Source organism: Pseudoflavitalea rhizosphaerae (assembly GCF_003991355.1).
Taxonomy (GTDB): domain Bacteria; phylum Bacteroidota; class Bacteroidia; order Chitinophagales; family Chitinophagaceae; genus Pseudobacter; species Pseudobacter rhizosphaerae.
Window position 1 is genome coordinate 103,983 of record NZ_RCSU01000013.1, and the last position, 17,855, is coordinate 121,837.

Consider the following 17,855-nt stretch of genomic DNA (forward strand, 5'->3'; position numbering starts at 1 on the left):
TATATTCAATTATGATTTCTTGGGAAAATCTGTGCTATGTGCAGGCCCGGGCAATGCGCTCAGGTCTACATCGGGTCTGTTCACTTCGCTCACAGAGTGAATGTCCATCAGCAGTCTTGGCTGACGGCCACCCATCACTTCCGGCATGGTTTCTCTGGGCATCTCCAGGTTTTGATAATGCCCCTGTGAGATCACGCTCTGACGGCTCACGGCGGTTGGTCCTTCAATGATCCAGTCGGAGGTTTTCTTTTTCTCGAAACGGCATTCGTTACAGATCCAGTCTTCCACTTCACCCCACTGGTCTTTGCGTGCAGTAACGCGGAATACTTCTTCGCCGCGGTACCAGAGGGTAACCTTGCCTTTGCATTTTGTACACTCACAGTGAGCATCAACCGGTTTCAGGAACCATACGCGGTTCTTGAAGCGGAATGTTTTATCGGTGAGGGCGCCAACGGGGCAAACATCGATCACGTTACCGATGAAGTCGTTGTCCAGTGATTTCTCGATATAGGTAGCGATCTCAGCATGGTCACCCCTGTCGAGTACGCCATGCACGCGCTTGTTGGTGAGCTGATCTGCCGTGAACACACAGCGGTAGCAGAGGATGCAGCGCGTCATGTGCAGCTGGATATAAGGGCCGAGATCATGTTTCTTGAAAGTACGGCGCTGGAATTCGAAGCGGGTACCTTCTTTACCGTGATCATAGCTGAGATCCTGCAGGTGACATTCACCGGCCTGATCGCAGATGGGGCAATCCAGCGGGTGATTGATCAGGAGGAATTCCACTACGCCATTACGGGCGTCTATCACGCGTTCGCTGGTGATATTCTTCACCACCATTCCATCCATGACATTGGTACGGCAACTGGCCACCAGTTTGGGCATGGGGCGTGGATCCGCAGTAGAGCCTGCTGCTACTTCCACCAGGCAGGTACGGCATTTACCACCGCTGCCTTTGAGTTTGGAATAATAGCACATGGCAGGTGGAGCAACATCACCTCCGATCATACGCGCAGCATTCAGGATGCTGGTGCCAGGCTCCACTTCAATGGTGATATTGTCTATCGTAACCTTAAATAATTTCTTTTCCTCGGCCATATATATTGATTTCGGTTAGGGCAGGTAGTTAGTCTGCCTTAACCAGTTTACGCTGTTACTGGTACGGGCAGTGGGTCTGCATAATGGGCCAGACCAAAATTCCTTTGCTGGCTTTCTACAGGGTTCTTCACATGCCACTCAAATTCATCGCGGAAATGGCGGATAGCTGCGGCAACGGGCCAGGCAGCTGCATCACCGAGCGGGCAGATGGTATTGCCTTCGATCTTGCGCTGGATATCCCAGAGCAGGTCGATATCGCTCATCTTTCCTTTTCCGGTTTCGATATTCTTCAGGATCTTTTCCATCCAGCCTGTTCCTTCACGGCAGGGGGAACATTGTCCGCAACTTTCGTGACGGTAGAAACGTGCGAGTGTGAGGGTGTTGCGCACCACGCACTGGTCTTCGTCCAGTACAATGAAACCACCGGAGCCCATCATAGAGCCGGTTGCAAAGCCGCCATCGGCGAGGCTTTCATAGTTCATCATACGCTGCTCACCTTTTGCTGTTTTCAGCAGGAGGTTGGCAGGAAGGATGGGAACGGAAGAACCACCGGGGATACAGGCTTTGAGCCTTTTTCCGTTGGGGATGCCTCCGCAGTATTCGTCGCTGTAAATGAATTCTTCAACAGAGATGGTCATATCGATCTCATAAACGCCGGGCTTGTTGATATTGCCGCAGGCTGAGATCAGTTTGGTGCCGGTGCTCTTCCCTACTCCGATCTTCGCATACTCTTCGCCACCGATTTGAATAATAGGAACAACCGCAGCCAGCGTTTCCACGTTGTTCACTACGGTTGGACAATCCCAAACACCTTTAACCGCCGGGAACGGAGGTTTGATACGGGGGTTGCCGCGTTTGCCTTCGAGAGATTCGATGAGGGCGGTTTCTTCGCCGCAGATATAGGCGCCGGCGCCGCGTTGTACATAGATCTGGCAATTGAATCCGGTGCCGAGGATATTCTTTCCGAGGAATCCGGCCTTATTGGCTTCGGCGATGGCGGCTTCGAGGATATCCACGATCCAGGCGTATTCACCACGGATATAGATATATGTTCTTTCTGAACCTAACGCGTATGAAGCTACGATGAGACCTTCGATGAGCAGGTGGGGAATGAATTCCATCAGGTAGCGGTCCTTGAAGGTACCGGGCTCTGATTCGTCGGCATTACATACGAGGAAGCGGGGTACACCTTCGGGTTTGGCGAGGAAGCTCCATTTCATACCGGCAGGGAAACCTGCACCACCACGGCCGCGGAGACCGCTTTTCTTCACTTCTTCCGTTACCTGGTCCGGAGACATTGTCTTCAGTGCTTTTTCAACACTGGCGTAGCCACCTTCACGACGGTATACTTCGTAGGTACGAATGCCTTCGACGTGTGCTTTTTCTAATAATAACTTGCGTCCCATCAGATTCTAAGATATTAGTCAGTTGGGCCAATGTGGATATTGGTCCAACTGACTGTGATAACTATTTTTTCGTCATGATGTACTTGTCGGCCAGTGTACCTGTGATCTCCTTTCCTTCCTGGTCAAGGAGCCAGAGTTTGTTCTCGCCGGCTTTGTACTGCACCCTGCGGTCTTGTAATTCCTTATCGAACTGCAGTGTGATGGTATTCTCGTGCACCACCCATTTTCCTTTTGAGCTGAATGCCGCCGGCGATTTTTTGCCGAGGTATTCTTCCTTGAGGGTAAAGAGTGAGTCTTTGTTCAGATTCAACGTGGTTTTGATCCCTTCGCAATCGGCGCATGGCAGAGTTCCCTCATATTCGCCTTCAAGGTCCAGCGAGTTGGCTGCGTTGTGCATATCAACCGGCTGGCTAACGGCGGAAGTATCTGCTGCATTGTCCGTGGTAGTTGGTTCCTGTTTACCCGGATCGTTACAGGCTGCGATACTAAGAGAGGCTGCAATGGCCATCATAACAAGCGTTCTGTTCATATAACCAGGTTTTTGGTGACAGATCAGTTCGCTGCCTTTGCACGCAGTTCCGCGATGATATCATCCACTTTTTGTTTGGTGAGATGTTCGCGGTAATGCTTTCCTAATTGCATCATGGGCGCATAGCCACAAGCACCGAGACATTCAACTGTCTTGAGTGTAAAGAGACCGTCGGTAGTGGTTTCACCCACACCGATCCCCAGTGTCGATTTAATATAATCGATGATATCGTCACTTCCCTTCACCATGCATGGCCCTGTCTGGCAGACTTCGAAAACGTAACGGCCTACGGGTTTAAGGTTGTACATGGAGTAGAAAGTGGCTACTTCGTATACTTCGATGGGTTCGAGTTTCAGGAGAGATGCTACATAGTCCATGGTCTCTGCACTGAGCCATCCTCCGAAAGTTTCCTGTGCCAGGTGCAGAACCGGGATCAGGGCGCTTTTTTGTTTACCGTCCGGATAGCGTGCAACGATCTCCTGCACCTTCTTTAACTGTTCATCTGAAAACTGTACCATAAATAATTCTATGATTTATGCGTCCATCTCCCCTGCGATCAGGTTGAGAGAACTCAATACAATGATGGCGTCGCTGAGCATGGCTCCTTTGGTGATCTCTTCAAAAGCCTGGTAATAGATAAAGCAGGGTCTGCGGAAATGCAGTCTGTACGGCGTTCTGCCGCCATCGCTGATCAGGTAAAAACCCAATTCACCGTTGCCTCCTTCTACAGGGAGGTACAGTTCACCCTTAGGGATATCTACTTCACCCATCACGATCTTGAAGTGCCAGATCAGGGCTTCCATCTTCGTATATACATCGCCTTTAGGAGGCAGATAATATTCGGGAGCATCAGCATGGTACACATCATGTTCAGTGCCTTTGAAAGATTGTACTTTCCTGTAAGCCTGTTCAATGATGCTGAGTGATTGCCACATTTCCTGGTTGCGGACGAGGAACCGGTCATAGCAGTCACCGGTAGTACCAACGGGGATGTCGAATTCAAAATCCTGGTAGCTGCTGTATGGGGTATGAACGCGTACGTCGTAGTCTACACCGGCAGCGCGGAGATTGGGGCCGGTGAAACCGTAGTTCAGTGCTCTTTCAGCACTGATAGGGCCTGCGCCGATAAGGCGTTCCATGAAGATGCGGTTGCGTGTGAAAAGGTTCTCGAATTCCTTCAGCACTTTTGGATATTCAGCCAGGAATTTCTCGAGCTTTTCAAAAGCGGCCGGCGTGAAGTCTCTTTCGAATCCGCCGATACGGCCCATATTGGTGGTGAGGCGTGATCCGCAGATCTCTTCATAGATCTCATAGATCAGCTCACGGTATTGCATAACGTAGAGGAAGCCTGTGAATGCTCCTGTATCCACACCTACGATGGAATTACAGATCAGGTGATCCGAGATCCGCGCCAGCTCCATAACGATCACGCGGAGATAGTCTACGCGTTTGGGCGTTTTCACTCCCAGCAATTTCTCGCAGGTGAGGTGCCAGCCCATATTGTTGATGGGTGAGGAGCAATAATTGAGGCGGTCTGTGAGGGTGGTGATCTGGTAGAGCGGTCTTCTTTCTGCAAGCTTTTCAAATGCGCGGTGGATATAGCCTACAGTTGATTCAGAAGAGAGGATACGCTCCCCATCGAGTTCCAGGATATTTTGGAATACGCCGTGTGTTGCGGGGTGTGTGGGACCGAGATTGAGCGTGGTGGTCGTTTTCTCGATGGACCCTTCCGGCAACCGGATATTCTTATGATGTATTACGTCAGACATATATTAATGTTAATAGCTCTTTCCACGGCCGAACATATCGTCGTCCTTGTCGATCCTGGTCTGATCTTCCAGCGGAAATTCTTTCCGCATGGGGAAGTAGTCCATTTCGTCCACGTTCAGAATTCGTTTCAGGTTAGGGTGTCCTACGAAGTTCACACCAAAGAAATCGTAGGTTTCTCTCTCCATCCAGTTGGCGGCTGCATACAGGGCAGTTGCGCTGAATACATCGGGACTGGAGATATTCGTATATACTTTAAACCGGATACGCACATTGGCCTGCAGGTTGTGAAGGTGGTAAACCACTGCCAGTTCCCTGCCGGTATTATCGGGGTAATGCACGGCCTGCAGATCGGTCAGAAAACGGAACTGCAATCCCTCATCATCATAAAGGAATTGCAATACTTTCAGGTTGATCTCTTTCGGCGCTTCGAAGGTGAGCATTTCGAATGGTTCTTCGAAGTTGGTGACCTGTTCGCCGAATTTCTCTGTGAGCCGTTGCTTGATATAGTCGTTGTTCAACATGCTTATTGGATTCCGTAGCTTGCCATTAATTCTTGATAACGTGCGCCATTCCTTCTTCTCAGGCTTTCATTACCTACCAGGTCCTGGATGCGCATGAAGCCATCGATCACCGCTTCGGGTCTTGGAGGGCAACCGGGAACGTAAACGTCTACAGGGATGATCTGATCAATACCCTGGAGTACGCTGTAAGTATCAAAGATACCGCCGCTGGAAGCGCAGGCTCCCATAGCGAGTACCCAACGGGGTTCTGCCAACTGAAGATATACCTGTTTAACAACGGGCGCCATCTTTTTGGCGATGGTGCCCATCACCATCATCAGGTCGCACTGACGGGGGGAGAAGCCAACCCTTTCAGCGCCGAAGCGGGCCAGGTCGTAGTGCGCTCCCATGGTTGCCATGAACTCGATACCACAACAGGAGGTAGCGAAAGGCATTGGCCAGAGAGAGTTTTTGCGGCCGAGGCCAACTACTTTGTCCAGCGTAGTGGTGAAGAAACCATCGCCCTGATAACCTTCAGGTGCATCAACCAGCTTTATATCAGTCTGGCCGTAAATATTATATTGAACGGGACGTGCCATAAAATTGGATTTAATTCTTTTTACTGTTATTCAATCTCACAAGCAATTACTCTTCCCATTTGATCGCTCCCTTCTTGAGGATATAAGTGAATCCGCAAAGGAAGAAGCCAACAAACATCAATACAGCAAAGAAGCCGTTCCATCCCAGCTCTCTGAAGTTGACAGCATAGGGATAGAAGAAGATCACTTCCACATCGAACAAAACAAAAAGGATGGCAACCAGGAAGTATTTGATGGCCATCGGGTGCCTGGCGTCACCATGACTGGCGATACCACTGGCAAAGTTCTCTAATTTATCAGATGTCTTGCGTTTAGGGCCTAACAAATGTGAACCCACCATCATGACTACAATAATTCCTATAGCTACGAGGAGTTGAAGACCTACGGGAAAAAACCAGAAGGCATTGTCAGGATTTTGGGCAACGGCGGAGGCTTGCAACAGGTACATGTTCATAACCCGTTTAGTTTATCGGCAAAAATAAGGTAGCATGTAACAAAAACCAATTTCAAGTCAAAAAACTGTAAAATAAAATCCCTGCAGAAGACTGCAGGGATTTGGTTGAAAATGAATTCTATGTTAAGCTGTGGTTATTTACCACTACTTGATTTAGCGCCTGTTCCTCCGGCAGCACTGCTGCTTCCGGTACGTGGTTTGGGCTGTGATGCAGGTTTGCCGGCTCTTTCAAGAATGTCTTTGAACTTGAGGGCAGTTGCATTACCCGGATCAACTACCAGGATCTTGTCCAGGTAATCGAGCGCAGTTTCCCTTTCTTTTTTAATGTCATTATAATATTGAACGAGGTAGAAATAAGAAGAAACAATCTGTGCTTTGAATTTCACTGAATCGATCTGTGTTGCTTTTTCTGCCAGTAATTTGTAAGCGTCCACCGCCAGGCCATTGGTATTCACAGAATCGTCCTGTGCCTGTTTGGAGCGGGCGCACCAGAGATATCCATAGATCTCATCAGGATATTTGGTTTGATAAATGCCACAGAAGATGCTGTCAGAGGCGGGATAATCAGCAGCCTGATAATGGGCCATACCCCAGTTATAAAGGTCAGTTTGCGTTGGCTCAGGTTTCAGGTGATACGCTGTACCCAGCCATTTTGCTTCTTCAATCCGGTTACCCTGTGCTTTGGCCATGTTGGCAGCGATATTGATGTATTTTACTTTATTTTCCAGCAGCGTGTCCAGGGCAACAGCTTTCTGCAGGTTGGCGAATGCGTTCTGCTCGTTTCCGGGAGTTTTGGAATCGATTTTGGCCATCTCCACGTAATCTGCAGGAACGATATCTTCCTGCTCCACTTTAGCGAAGTAAGTATCCATCGCTTTTCTGGCTCCGGCAATATCACCGAGTGTATCGGCTGCATATGCCACCATCTTGTACATACGTGGTTTTACTTTTTCGCCATATTGCCGGATGAGTTGTTCAGCTTTTGCGCGTGCGCCTGCAAAATCACCTTTTGCATAGGTGAAGTCGGTTCTCAGGTATTCTACTTCCGGGCCTGGATCGGTATTGGCGATGTATTTATCCAAATACAGCGGCGCCTTGGTTTCAACATCTCTCGTATACCAGTATACGAAGAGTTCATAGTAGGTAGGCGCATATGCGGGATCGGCCTGGATTGCTTCTTCGAAGGCAGGCAGGAAGAAATCGGGATTGTTCTGGGTGAGATAAACTTTCGCGATCTTATGCTTGGCGGCAGCGAGCTTATCATCGAGCTGGAATGCTTTGTTATAAGCCTGCACAGCTTCGCCTCCGTTGATCAGTTTTCTGTAGGCGTCTCCCATCAGCAGGTAGGTTTCAGGATCTTTGAATCCTCTCAACTGTGTTGCCTGGTTTAGCTTTTCAATAGCGTAGTTGGCATCGCCTGGTTTGGCATTGATGTTGGCTCTTGCGATTGCATTGAGCACATCGATGTCTTTTCCTTTGGTGAGGTTCACCGCCATTTCAAAACGCTGACGCGCATCGTTCACCTTGCCTTCCATCAGTTCGATCTGACCGATACCGGCGAGGACAAGCGGGGCGCTGCCATTTTGTTGCAATAATTTCTGGTACAGATTTTTTGCTCCCACAGAGTCTTTCGGAGACTGTGAAAGAAGGGTTTGCCCCAACCAATAAACAGCATCGATGTTATTGGGATTGGCGGACAGCACACTTTCCAGCGCATCTTTAGCACTTTTATATCTTTCGTAGTACAAGAACTTTTTGCCGTCTTCAACTTTCTGGGCAAAAAGCAGAGTGCTTCCCATGACAAACGCTACTAATAAGCTAAGGGATCGTTTCATCATTGTCACTTGCTGTTTTGAATGAATGTTTGTTTGTGTTAGTATCTCAAAAACGAATTACTCCAAATTGGTTTTCCTGATCTCGAAATTCATACGTGCCGGCCACAAATATGCCCTGCTGAAGATCCTTTGTCCTTTTTCATAGATGAGGAAATTGGTGAACCCGTTCCCTAATCCATCATAATTTTCCTTTAAAATGTACCAGAGTGTCCGGATCATCGGATACCTGTTGGTTGCGATATTGTACTGTACAGGATCAACATACGTGCCATTACATCCCCTGCACTCAATTTGTGCGATCCTTACCTTCTTCAGGAAGCTGAGTTGGGTAGAATCCTCCCTGTTTCCGACCCAGCTTACACCCACCAGTCCGATGGCATCAGTATTATTGGATACATAATCGATCACTGCTTCGCTGCTGCTTGCGGCCACAACATTTTTGCCCATTGCCTGACCTTTGAGCAGAGAGTCCGTCAGGAAGCGAACAGTAGAGGTGCTGGTAGTTCCATCCAGCAATACCTTATACTTGTATCCACTGATACCTTTAGCCATGCCGCGTATATCCTGCATGGTGAAAAGCGTGTCTTTGCTTTTGCTGTTTACCAGTACTGCGATAGCATCAAATGCCAGGGGGCCCCAGCCAGGTTGGAAGCTGTTACGTGCGGCCATTGTTTTAGCTTCATCTTCCGTAAGACCGCGCGTTACGATCACCATCCGGATACTGTCTACATTAAGATCTCGCAGACATTCTGCTTCCGGTTTGTAGTGAACAATGATTTTCGCTTCAGGGTTTTGAGATTCGAATACCTGGATCTGTGAATCGATCACCGGCTTGAAACTCTCGTCTGCACTGATATGTATGGTTCCTGATGTTGTAGTGTCACCTGATCCTCTTTTCTTCTCGCCTGTAGCGCAGGCACTCATCATCAGGATTGCCGGTGCCAATACCATCCACAACATCCTGTTCAAATATTGAAAGAATTGTTTGTTCATTTGTTTTCTCAGGCTATTGATAATAATTTTTTTTGATACCTCTGTAAATGCGGAAGCCGCCATACAGCAGGCACAATCCACCGAATATGTAGGAAAAAGGTGCAGGTGGAAACTCCAGCGCGAAACCAAGTTGCTGGCTGAAAGCCAGTATCAGGCCGATCACAGCATAAATGAAACCCATTCCAATATCCATTATCGATCTGCGCGTGATATACGCTTTCATTTTTTTATCGTCAAAATCTTGTGCCATCCTTAATTATATGGGTTCGGGCAAGATAAGAAATTACCAGCAAACCAAGTCTTCAATTGTTAATTTACTCAAAATTTAATCGACACCTGTATTGTGTTTTTCGTTGCACCTTAGCCCCTTATTCCTCAACAAGTAAGATTATGATTGGCAGTCCCTGATACATCGGAACAGGTTTTCCATTTCTTGTTCCGGGTATCCATTTCGGCATCGCTTCCAATACCCGCCGGACCTCAGTTTGATATGGCTCAAATACCGGGCGGGGAAAACCAATGTCTGTAATTTGACCATCAGCATCTACCCTGAATTGCACGTATATTGTTGTACATCCTATTCCGGCGATGTTTCAATACATGAACCCCAAAAAAGATCATGCTCAACCGAATCCTTAGATGCAGCATCCGTGCCAATTCCTTCGGGTAGCGGTTCAAGTGGAATAGGACATCTGATAATTCCAGGAATTTCTTCACGAATCCTGACAACAGGCAGGTCTTCTGATTCCGCGTAGACATTGTCTGCTATTGAATCAGGCACCATCAACGGAACCGCGATCCCGCGGTTGATACAGGCCAAACCAGGTTTTATTGACTCCCCTTCAAATGCAGTGTCTAATTCAATAAGAGCAAAACTGCAGGTAATCAGGTCATCAGCATTAACCTCGATTTTACCCATCACCTCTTTCCCTCCCCACCAATAATATCCTCCCATACAAAGAACTACTACCAAACACATCCCCACACACCCTTTTATTAGCTGACGATTGTATGCTTTCCTCAACGCATATGCGCCATATTCCTTATTGCGATGCTCAAACAACAGGTCCAGGTGACCGGATTGCGAATCATTTTCTGCTTCCATCGTTCAGCAGTTTAGGATAATGAAATCGGGTTTTGAACAACGCGCGCGTAACCCTATGATGCATCGCCACCATCATTTCCATATTCGCATCATTCTCAATTGCGAACGTCTGCGATCCGCGCAGTATCTTTGCACCCATGAAAATCCTGATGGTTTGTTTGGGAAATATCTGCCGGAGCCCGCTGGCAGAAGGAATTCTGCAATTTAAAGTGCAGGAAGCCGGGCTCGACTGGACAATTGACAGTGCCGGAACCAATGGATACCATATCGGCGATGCTCCCCATCCTCTCAGTCAGAAAGTGGCCCTCCTCAACGGCATCGATATCAGTTGCCAGCGAGCCAGGCGCTTCAGGGCTGATGATTTCAAACATTATGACATGATCTACGCCCTTGCAGGCGATGTGCTCCGCGAGATCAAACGCATGGCCGGCAACCAGTACGAGGCCTCCAAAGTGCAACTGCTCATGGATACGCTCCATCCCGGCAAACAGCTGGATGTACCTGATCCTTACTACGGGGAGGAACCCGGCTACCACGAAGTTTTCGAACTCATCAGCAATGCCTGCGATCAGATCATTCAACAGTTCGCACCCATTCAACGCAACCAGTAACAAAGCAACAATGACAAAACCTTCAATTCCCCGGGGAACAAGAGATTTCGGACCGGAAGTAGTACGCAAAAGACAATATATCTTCAATACCATTCGAAACGTATTTGAACTATACGGCTTTCAACCACTCGAAACGCCGGCCATGGAAAATATCGAAACCCTTATGGGCAAGTACGGAGAAGAAGGAGATAAACTCATCTTCAAGATCCTCAACAATGGACTGGACAATAAAGACAAGGAAGAAAAAACACGCGCAGCCCTGGAGAAAGTGCTGCAAGGCAAAACCACCGCAGACCTGACTGAACGGGCACTGAAATATGATCTTACCATTCCCTTTGCACGTTACGTAGCGATGAACCATAATCAGCTCACCTTCCCTTTCAAGCGCTACCAGATACAACCCGTCTGGAGGGCAGACAACCCGCAACGTGGGCGTTACCGTGAGTTCACGCAATGTGATGCAGATGTTGTGGGCAGCCGCTCACTTCTCAATGAAGTGGAACTTGTGAATATCTATCACACGGTGTTCATGGACCTGGGATTGAAAGGATACGAACTCCGCATCAACAGCCGCAAGATACTAACGGCGCTGGCTGAACGCTGTGGTGGCGCAGACCAGATGATCAATATTACCATCGCTATCGATAAGCTGGATAAGATCGGACTGGATGGAGTGAAGAAAGAACTGGTGGAGCGCGGATTGAAACAGGAACAGATCGAAACCATCGAACAATACCTTCACATCAGCGGCAGTAATGAAGAAAAGCTGAAAGCCATCGAAACATTGCTCGGAGGAATTGAACAGGGTAAGCTTGGGATCGAAGAATTGCGTACAGTAACGGAAACGGTTAACCTAAAAGAGCTGATCATCGATTTCACTTTGGCGCGTGGCCTAAACTATTACACCGGCATTATTTTTGAAGCGAAAGCTCCACCAAAGGTGAAGATGGGCAGCATCGGCGGCGGCGGCCGTTACGATGATCTTACGGGCCTGTTCGGCGTTCCCAATATTCCGGGTGTAGGCATCAGCTTTGGCGTTGACCGGATCTATGACGTGCTGGAAGAAATGAACCATTTCCCGCCCGATGTTCAGGTTGGCACACAGGTACTGCTCTTCAATCTCGGAGAAGCAGAAAGCAAAGCAGCATACAAACTCATGCAGGAACTGAGGCTGGCCGGCATTCGCAGTGAGCTCTTCCACGAGAACACAAAATTTGATAAGCAATTCAAATATGCAGAAAAGAAAGGCATCCCTTATGCTATTATCATTGGCTCCCAGGAACTGGCTGCCGGTGAAGCGGTTATCAAGGACCTGCGCAAGGGCACACAGCTCAAAGTTACCATGGCTGATGCCGCCTGTTATGTTTTCGGGTAGAGCTATATCATCTAAGGAATATCATAGTAACATATAAGTAATATCTAAGTAAGATCCTCCCTAATGGAGCGATGCCCAAAGCAAAGAGCAGCATACCGCAAGGCGTGCTGCTCTTTGTGTTATCAGTAATAAATTCTCTTCTTACCCGAAGATCTGCCGGAGATGATGCTCCATGTGATCAGCATAATCATCGATCCACCAGCCAAGCGTTTTCACTTCGCCGTTAGGAATGATCACCTGGTAGTTGAGCTTATCGGCCGGGAGATTGGTAATCACGTAGAGTATCTGCTGATTCAATCCGATCCACATCTGGAGGATATGATCGAAGGGCAGCTGCTGATACGCGTTGATGCTAACGAGATCATCCTGCTGATAAGGTGTGATCCTGTAGGGTTGAGGAAGATACTGTACGTCGGTAAAGCGTTTGAGGTTGTTGATGGCAGAGTCAACGAGGTGACCGAGAATTTCCAGCTTCGACCATTTTGCGGGATTGGGCTTTGCCAGCCATTCATCCAGGGCGAGATCGCGCGCACGTAACGGCATGTCCAGCACATGACTGGTCAATCGGGTTACGGTTGTGGCAATTGCGGGTGTGAGTAATCCTTCCTGCATAACAACAAATTTTAAGGACATTCAAGTTACTGAAATTATTTGAAGAATCCGCGGCAATGCCGCATCCGGACAGGATTTGCAAGGGATCCAACAATCAGCGTTTACATTCAGTTGAAAAGATTATGCCAGAAAAAAGGCGAAGTCTACGCTCCGCCTTTCGATTATCTTTCAAATTATCTTTTTACACTTTTTCATATACGATGGCGGCTCCCTGCCCTACGCCCACACACATCGTAGCCAGTCCATACCGCATATCCCTGCGCTGCATTTCGTGCAATAATGTGGTAGTGATCCGCACGCCGCTGCAACCCAGCGGATGACCGATGGCAATAGCGCCACCATTCACATTCACTTTGCTTTGGTCAAGCCCCAGCTCGCGGATACAGGCAAGGGATTGTGAAGCAAATGCCTCATTCAATTCAATCAGATCGAGATCTTTCACGGTGATGCCTGCCCGCTGCAGCGCCTTTTGCGATGCAGGCACAGGGCCGATCCCCATGATGCCGGGATCCACTCCCGCAACCCCCATCGATACAATGCGCGCCATCGGTGTAAGATCATATTTTTTCAGCGAGTCTTCACTCGCCAGCAATACAGCAGCAGCCCCGTCATTGATGCCGGAAGAATTGCCCGCTGTTACTGAACCGTCCTTCGCGAAAGCCGGACGAAGGGTTTGCAATTTTTCTAAAGTTGATTTGCGCGGATGCTCATCCACTTCGAACAATATCTTTTCATTCTTTCCTCCCAATACTTCCACACCTGCGATCTCGATAGGCCAGATGCCCCTTTCGAGTGCAGCGAAATATTTATCCTGGCTCGCCAGTGCGAAGGCATCCTGTTCTTCACGACTGATCTTCCATTGCCTGGCAACATTTTCTGCCGTTTCACCCATCGAGTAAGGATGATGCATATCTGAGAGTTTCTTATTGGTGAAGCGCCATCCGATAGTAGTATCATACATTTCGGTATTGCGGCTCCAGGCGCCGGATGATTTGGCCATCACGAAAGGCGCACGTGTCATACTTTCAACGCCGCCCGCCAGGTAGAGCTCACCTTCACCACACATCACGGCGCGTGCCGCATCCATAATGGCCTGCAATCCGGAAGCGCAGAGACGGTTTACGGTATTGCCACCTACAGAAACGGGCAGACCGGCAAGGAGAGCGGCCATGCGGGCCACATCGCGGTTATCCTCCCCTGCCTGGTTGGCATCGCCGGCAATCACATCTTCGATCGCATTCACATCAACCCCGGGATTACGCTGGATGAGGGTCCTGAGCACATGGGCAAGCAGGTCGTCAGGCCTGATGCTACTGAGTGCGCCACCATATTTTCCAATGGGCGTTCTCACTGCATCAACGATATAAACTTTCTTCATATAGCTTATTAAGGCAGCAAATATAGCGGTTTGCCCCATCTTGCAATACAGACCTGCCGTTACCAAAAACAATGCTACCTTTGCAGGATGGCAAACACAGGGAAGAAGAACATAAGGCATCTGAGCCTCAGTGAGTTGGAGAAGTATTTTGAGGAACTCGGCGAGAAGAAGTTCCGCACCGGACAGGTGTACGAATGGATTTGGCAAAAACATGCCCATAGTTTCGAGGCCATGACCAACCTCAGCAAAGAGCTCCGTCAGAAACTCGCTGATCATTTCTCCCTTCCTTCCCTTAGCGTGGGCGCCACTCAGTATTCCGCGGACGGTACAGTGAAATCAAGGTTCAAGACCGTTGACGGACATGCCGTGGAAGGCGTTCTGATCCCCACTGACGAACGCAAAACAGCTTGCGTGAGCTCACAGATCGGTTGTTCCCTCAGTTGCAAATTCTGCGCTACCGGTTACATGGAGCGCAAACGCAACCTTGACTACGACGAGATCTATGACGAAGTGGTGCTGATCAACCAGCAGTCCGAGCGCGTATACAACAAGAAACTCACCAATATCGTATTCATGGGAATGGGCGAGCCGCTGTTGAATTACAAGAACGTGCTCAAAGCCATCGAAAAGATCACAGATCCGAATGGCGGACTGGCCATGAGCCCCCGCCGCATCACTGTGTCTACTGCCGGTGTAGCGAAGATGATCCGTCAGCTGGGTGAAGACCAGGTCCGTTTCAAACTCGCTTTGTCGCTCCACGCGGCCAACGACCAGAAAAGGAATGAGATCATGCCGATCAATGAGACCAACAATCTCAAAGCATTGATCGACGCCATGAATTTCTTTTACAAGGCAACCGGCAACGAGATCACTTTTGAATACATCCTTTTCAAAGACTTCAACGATTCTCTGAAAGATGCGGATGAACTGATCAGGATCTACAGGCAGGTTCCTGCAGACCTCGTGAATATCATAGAATACAATCCCATCGACAAAGCCGCTTTCATGAAGCCCGATGAGAATGCAGTACAGGCTTTCATGCAGTATTTGGAAAAACACCGCGTCAATGCAAGGTTACGCCGGAGCCGTGGTAAAGATATCGATGCTGCCTGCGGTCAGTTAGCCAATAAGGAAGTACAGGTAGGTTAATATTTCTCTCTATATTTTTTTAATTACTGTTGAAAAACAGCAATGCACTATTATGAAAAAACAACCAAACGGATTCAAGAAATTCATCCAGACGGAAGAAAAAGGATCCATCAAAAAAGAGCGCATCCGCCAGGAAAAGAAAGCCATGCGCAAAGAGACCCAGGAATATTTTGCTAAAAAGAAAGAAGAGGCAAAACAGTCAAGAGCTGCCGGTAACACAACCAGTAAAGCCAAATGGGGATCGCGCGGCAATGAAGGCGCCGACAGGATCGAAAAAAAGAAAATTTCCAAATCAGAAGATAAGAATGAACGTGGTGGCCGCCCATTCAAAAAGAATGATGCCGGCAATCGTTCCTTCAAAGGCGCTTCAAAAGGTAAGGGCTCTTTCAAAAGCAATGATCGTGATGACCGTAGTCAGCAAGGTGATGCACGCGGCGGATTCAAAAAGAAAGGAGGCTTCAAAAAAAGCAGCGGCTTAGGTCCGCGCGCTTTCAAGAAAGCCGGTGGTTACAAAGCGATGAGCCGCGATGCAGCTGCTTTTGAAGAGAAGACAAAAGGTTTCAAGAAAGAAATGCCTGCTGCACCGAAAGATCAGGAGCAGCAGTCGCCCCGTTTCAAGAATACACGTTTCACCGATAAGAAGCCGTTTAACAAGAGCGAAGAAGGTTCTGCACAAGATGATGCCAAACCTTATCGTTTCGACAGAACAGAAAAACCTGCATTCAAGAAACGTGAAGGCGCAACCGAAAAAACTTCGAAACCAAAATCAAATTTTTCCAGCCGTATCGAAGGCGCAGGTCCTCAAACCGAGAAGTCTGCCAGGAATGCTCCGGGCACTTCACGGAAGAAGATCGCGGTAGAGAAAGAGGAAGCTCCTGAGAAACCCGCTATCGTGAATACCGGGTCTATGCCGCTCAATAAATTCATTGCGCATGCAGGCGTATGTTCCAGAAGGGATGCAGCCGATATTGTAAGATCAGGCAAAGTGGTGGTGAATGGAACAACAGTTACCGAACCAGGTTTCAAAGTATCCGGCAAAGACGAGATCAAAGTGAACGGAAAGAAGATAGCGGTGAGAAGGAATCTCGTTTACATCCTGCTCAACAAACCCAAGGATTATATCACTACTACAGAAGATCCGCAGGGCCGCAAAACAGTACTGGATATCATCCGCAATGCCACTACCGAGCGCGTATACCCGATCGGAAGACTGGACCGCAATACTACCGGCGTCCTCCTCCTCACCAATGATGGAGAACTGGCGCAGAAATTATCTCACCCCAGTTACGAGATCAAAAAGATCTATGAAGTAACACTCGATAAACCACTCACCAAAAAAGATTTCGACAGCATCATCGGCGGTGTGAACCTGGAAGATGGCTTCATCCAGCCCGATGCGCTTGCATATGCAGATAGCAAAGACAAAGCTGTGATCGGTATGGAGATCCACAGTGGCCGCAACCGCATCGTCCGTCGCATCTTCGAGCATATGGGCTATGATGTGCGCAACCTGGACCGAGTAATGTATGCCAACCTCACAAAGAAGAATGTAGACCGCGGCAAATGGCGTCTCCTCACCGAGAAGGAAGTCCGCCTGCTCAAATACCTCAACGCTTCTTACACCAACAAAAACAAACCTGCGCGCCGTGGCTAAGATCTCACTGGACATTATCGAAGAGAACGATCATTTTGTAGCAATCAATAAACCATCAGGAATGCTCAGCATCCCTGACCGGGAAGGAAAAGAGACGAGTCTTAAACAATTACTCCGCGAGAAATACGGGAATATCTTTGTTGTACATCGTCTCGACAGGGATACCAGCGGCGTGATCATCTTTGCGAAGAACGAAGAAGCCCATCAGTTCCTCTCCATCGCATTCGAAGACAGAACGGTGGAAAAATTCTATGAAGGCATCGTTACCGGTACATTGCCTTCTTCCGAAGGCACCATCGATCAGCCAATTGCTGAAAGCACCACCAAAAGAGGTGAAATGCTGATCCACAGAAGAGGCAAACCTTCCATCACCGATTATAAAGTGGAAGAGAATTTTGGGAAATTTTCACTGGTGAGGTTCCAGATCCATACTGGCCGTACACACCAGATCCGCGTACACATGCAGTTCCTGGGACATCCGCTGATTTGTGATCCAACTTATGGCGATGGAAAACCGGTACTGATCTCCAGTATCAAAAAAGATTACAAGCTCTCCAAAAACGAAGAAGAAGAACGCCCGATCCTGAACAGGGTGGCTTTGCATGCAGCAGAACTAAGGTTTACCTCTCCTAACGGTACGAAGTATGCGCTGAAGGCGGAGATGCCGAAGGATATGCGTGCGCTGTTGCAGCAGTTGAGGAAGAGAGTAAAATAAATTTTGTTTCGGTGCCGCCAATCGCTCGCCTCCGGCGAGTGATTGTTTTTTAGTCGCCTCCGGCGACGCGGT

At 48.5% G+C, this 17,855-nt stretch carries 19 protein-coding genes; 5 read left to right on the plus strand and 14 right to left on the minus strand.

From position 1 onward, the window contains the following. Positions 1 to 9: 9 nt before the first annotated feature. From D9Y29_RS20615 to D9Y29_RS20670, 12 genes are all read right to left on the minus strand, one after another. Complete coding sequence (locus D9Y29_RS20615; RefSeq protein WP_127131812.1) at positions 10 to 1,098, minus strand: NADH-quinone oxidoreductase subunit G; 1,089 nt, start codon at positions 1,096 to 1,098, stop codon at positions 10 to 12. A 47-nt stretch (positions 1,099 to 1,145) separates the two neighbouring features. Further along, on the minus strand, positions 1,146 to 2,504 hold the full coding sequence (nuoF, locus tag D9Y29_RS20620; protein WP_127131814.1) for an NADH-quinone oxidoreductase subunit NuoF: 1,359 nt from the start codon (positions 2,502 to 2,504) through the stop codon (positions 1,146 to 1,148). A gap of 61 nt (positions 2,505 to 2,565) precedes the next feature. Then, complete coding sequence (locus tag D9Y29_RS20625; protein WP_127131816.1) at positions 2,566 to 3,033, minus strand: copper resistance protein NlpE; 468 nt, start codon at positions 3,031 to 3,033, stop codon at positions 2,566 to 2,568. A 23-nt stretch (positions 3,034 to 3,056) separates the two neighbouring features. After that, positions 3,057 to 3,551: an NADH-quinone oxidoreductase subunit NuoE family protein gene (locus D9Y29_RS20630; RefSeq protein WP_127131818.1), complete on the minus strand. Its 495-nt coding sequence runs from the start codon at positions 3,549 to 3,551 to the stop codon at positions 3,057 to 3,059. 15 nt (positions 3,552 to 3,566) lie between these two features. Continuing rightward, a complete protein-coding gene (locus D9Y29_RS20635; RefSeq protein ID WP_127131820.1) occupies positions 3,567 to 4,802 on the minus strand; it encodes an NADH-quinone oxidoreductase subunit D in 1,236 nt (411 codons plus the stop codon). Between the two features lie 9 nt (positions 4,803 to 4,811). Beyond that, complete coding sequence (locus D9Y29_RS20640) at positions 4,812 to 5,324, minus strand: NADH-quinone oxidoreductase subunit C (protein ID WP_127131822.1); 513 nt, start codon at positions 5,322 to 5,324, stop codon at positions 4,812 to 4,814. A gap of 2 nt (positions 5,325 to 5,326) precedes the next feature. After that, entirely contained in the window at positions 5,327 to 5,902 is a 576-nt protein-coding gene (locus D9Y29_RS20645) for an NADH-quinone oxidoreductase subunit B (RefSeq protein ID WP_127131824.1), read from the minus strand. 46 nt (positions 5,903 to 5,948) lie between these two features. After that, on the minus strand, positions 5,949 to 6,356 hold the full coding sequence (locus D9Y29_RS20650; protein WP_241237999.1) for an NADH-quinone oxidoreductase subunit A: 408 nt from the start codon (positions 6,354 to 6,356) through the stop codon (positions 5,949 to 5,951). Positions 6,357 to 6,490: 134 nt separating this feature from the next. Continuing rightward, positions 6,491 to 8,194 (minus strand): tetratricopeptide repeat protein, encoded by a 1,704-nt coding sequence (locus tag D9Y29_RS20655; protein ID WP_127131826.1) that lies wholly within the window; start codon positions 8,192 to 8,194, stop codon positions 6,491 to 6,493. A 54-nt stretch (positions 8,195 to 8,248) separates the two neighbouring features. Then, complete coding sequence (locus D9Y29_RS20660) at positions 8,249 to 9,184, minus strand: PstS family phosphate ABC transporter substrate-binding protein (protein WP_127131828.1); 936 nt, start codon at positions 9,182 to 9,184, stop codon at positions 8,249 to 8,251. Positions 9,185 to 9,197: 13 nt separating this feature from the next. Next, positions 9,198 to 9,434, minus strand: coding sequence for a hypothetical protein (locus D9Y29_RS20665; protein ID WP_127131830.1), 237 nt, complete (start codon positions 9,432 to 9,434; stop codon positions 9,198 to 9,200). Positions 9,435 to 9,761: 327 nt separating this feature from the next. Further along, the gene (locus D9Y29_RS20670; protein ID WP_127131832.1) at positions 9,762 to 10,289 is read right to left on the minus strand and encodes a hypothetical protein; all 528 of its coding nucleotides are present in this window, start codon (positions 10,287 to 10,289) and stop codon (positions 9,762 to 9,764) included. Between the two features lie 137 nt (positions 10,290 to 10,426). Here D9Y29_RS20670 and D9Y29_RS20675 point away from each other — a divergent pair, with 137 nt between their 5' ends. Beyond that, a complete protein-coding gene (locus tag D9Y29_RS20675; RefSeq protein WP_127131834.1) occupies positions 10,427 to 10,900 on the plus strand; it encodes a low molecular weight protein-tyrosine-phosphatase in 474 nt (157 codons plus the stop codon). Positions 10,901 to 10,910: 10 nt separating this feature from the next. Beyond that, positions 10,911 to 12,275, plus strand: a complete 1,365-nt coding sequence (gene hisS / locus D9Y29_RS20680) for a histidine--tRNA ligase (RefSeq protein ID WP_127131836.1) — start codon at positions 10,911 to 10,913, stop codon at positions 12,273 to 12,275. Between the two features lie 141 nt (positions 12,276 to 12,416). Here hisS and D9Y29_RS20685 read toward each other — a convergent pair whose 3' ends face one another. Both D9Y29_RS20685 and D9Y29_RS20690 read right to left on the minus strand, forming a co-directional pair. Then, the gene (locus D9Y29_RS20685) at positions 12,417 to 12,887 is read right to left on the minus strand and encodes a DinB family protein (protein WP_164735502.1); all 471 of its coding nucleotides are present in this window, start codon (positions 12,885 to 12,887) and stop codon (positions 12,417 to 12,419) included. A 181-nt stretch (positions 12,888 to 13,068) separates the two neighbouring features. Then, entirely contained in the window at positions 13,069 to 14,265 is a 1,197-nt protein-coding gene (locus D9Y29_RS20690; RefSeq protein ID WP_127131840.1) for a thiolase family protein, read from the minus strand. A gap of 87 nt (positions 14,266 to 14,352) precedes the next feature. On the opposite strand from D9Y29_RS20690, the gene rlmN reads away from it, so the two are divergent. Genes rlmN through D9Y29_RS20705 form a run of 3 tightly spaced genes read left to right on the plus strand, consistent with a single transcriptional unit; the run spans position 14,353 to position 17,783 of the window. Further along, positions 14,353 to 15,414: a dual-specificity RNA methyltransferase RlmN gene (rlmN, locus tag D9Y29_RS20695; protein WP_127131842.1), complete on the plus strand. Its 1,062-nt coding sequence runs from the start codon at positions 14,353 to 14,355 to the stop codon at positions 15,412 to 15,414. A gap of 52 nt (positions 15,415 to 15,466) precedes the next feature. After that, complete coding sequence (locus tag D9Y29_RS20700) at positions 15,467 to 17,068, plus strand: pseudouridine synthase (protein ID WP_241238000.1); 1,602 nt, start codon at positions 15,467 to 15,469, stop codon at positions 17,066 to 17,068. After that, positions 17,061 to 17,783, plus strand: coding sequence for an RluA family pseudouridine synthase (locus D9Y29_RS20705; protein WP_127131844.1), 723 nt, complete (start codon positions 17,061 to 17,063; stop codon positions 17,781 to 17,783). Before D9Y29_RS20700 ends, D9Y29_RS20705 begins: the two co-directional genes overlap by 8 nt. Positions 17,784 to 17,855 lie beyond the last annotated feature (72 nt).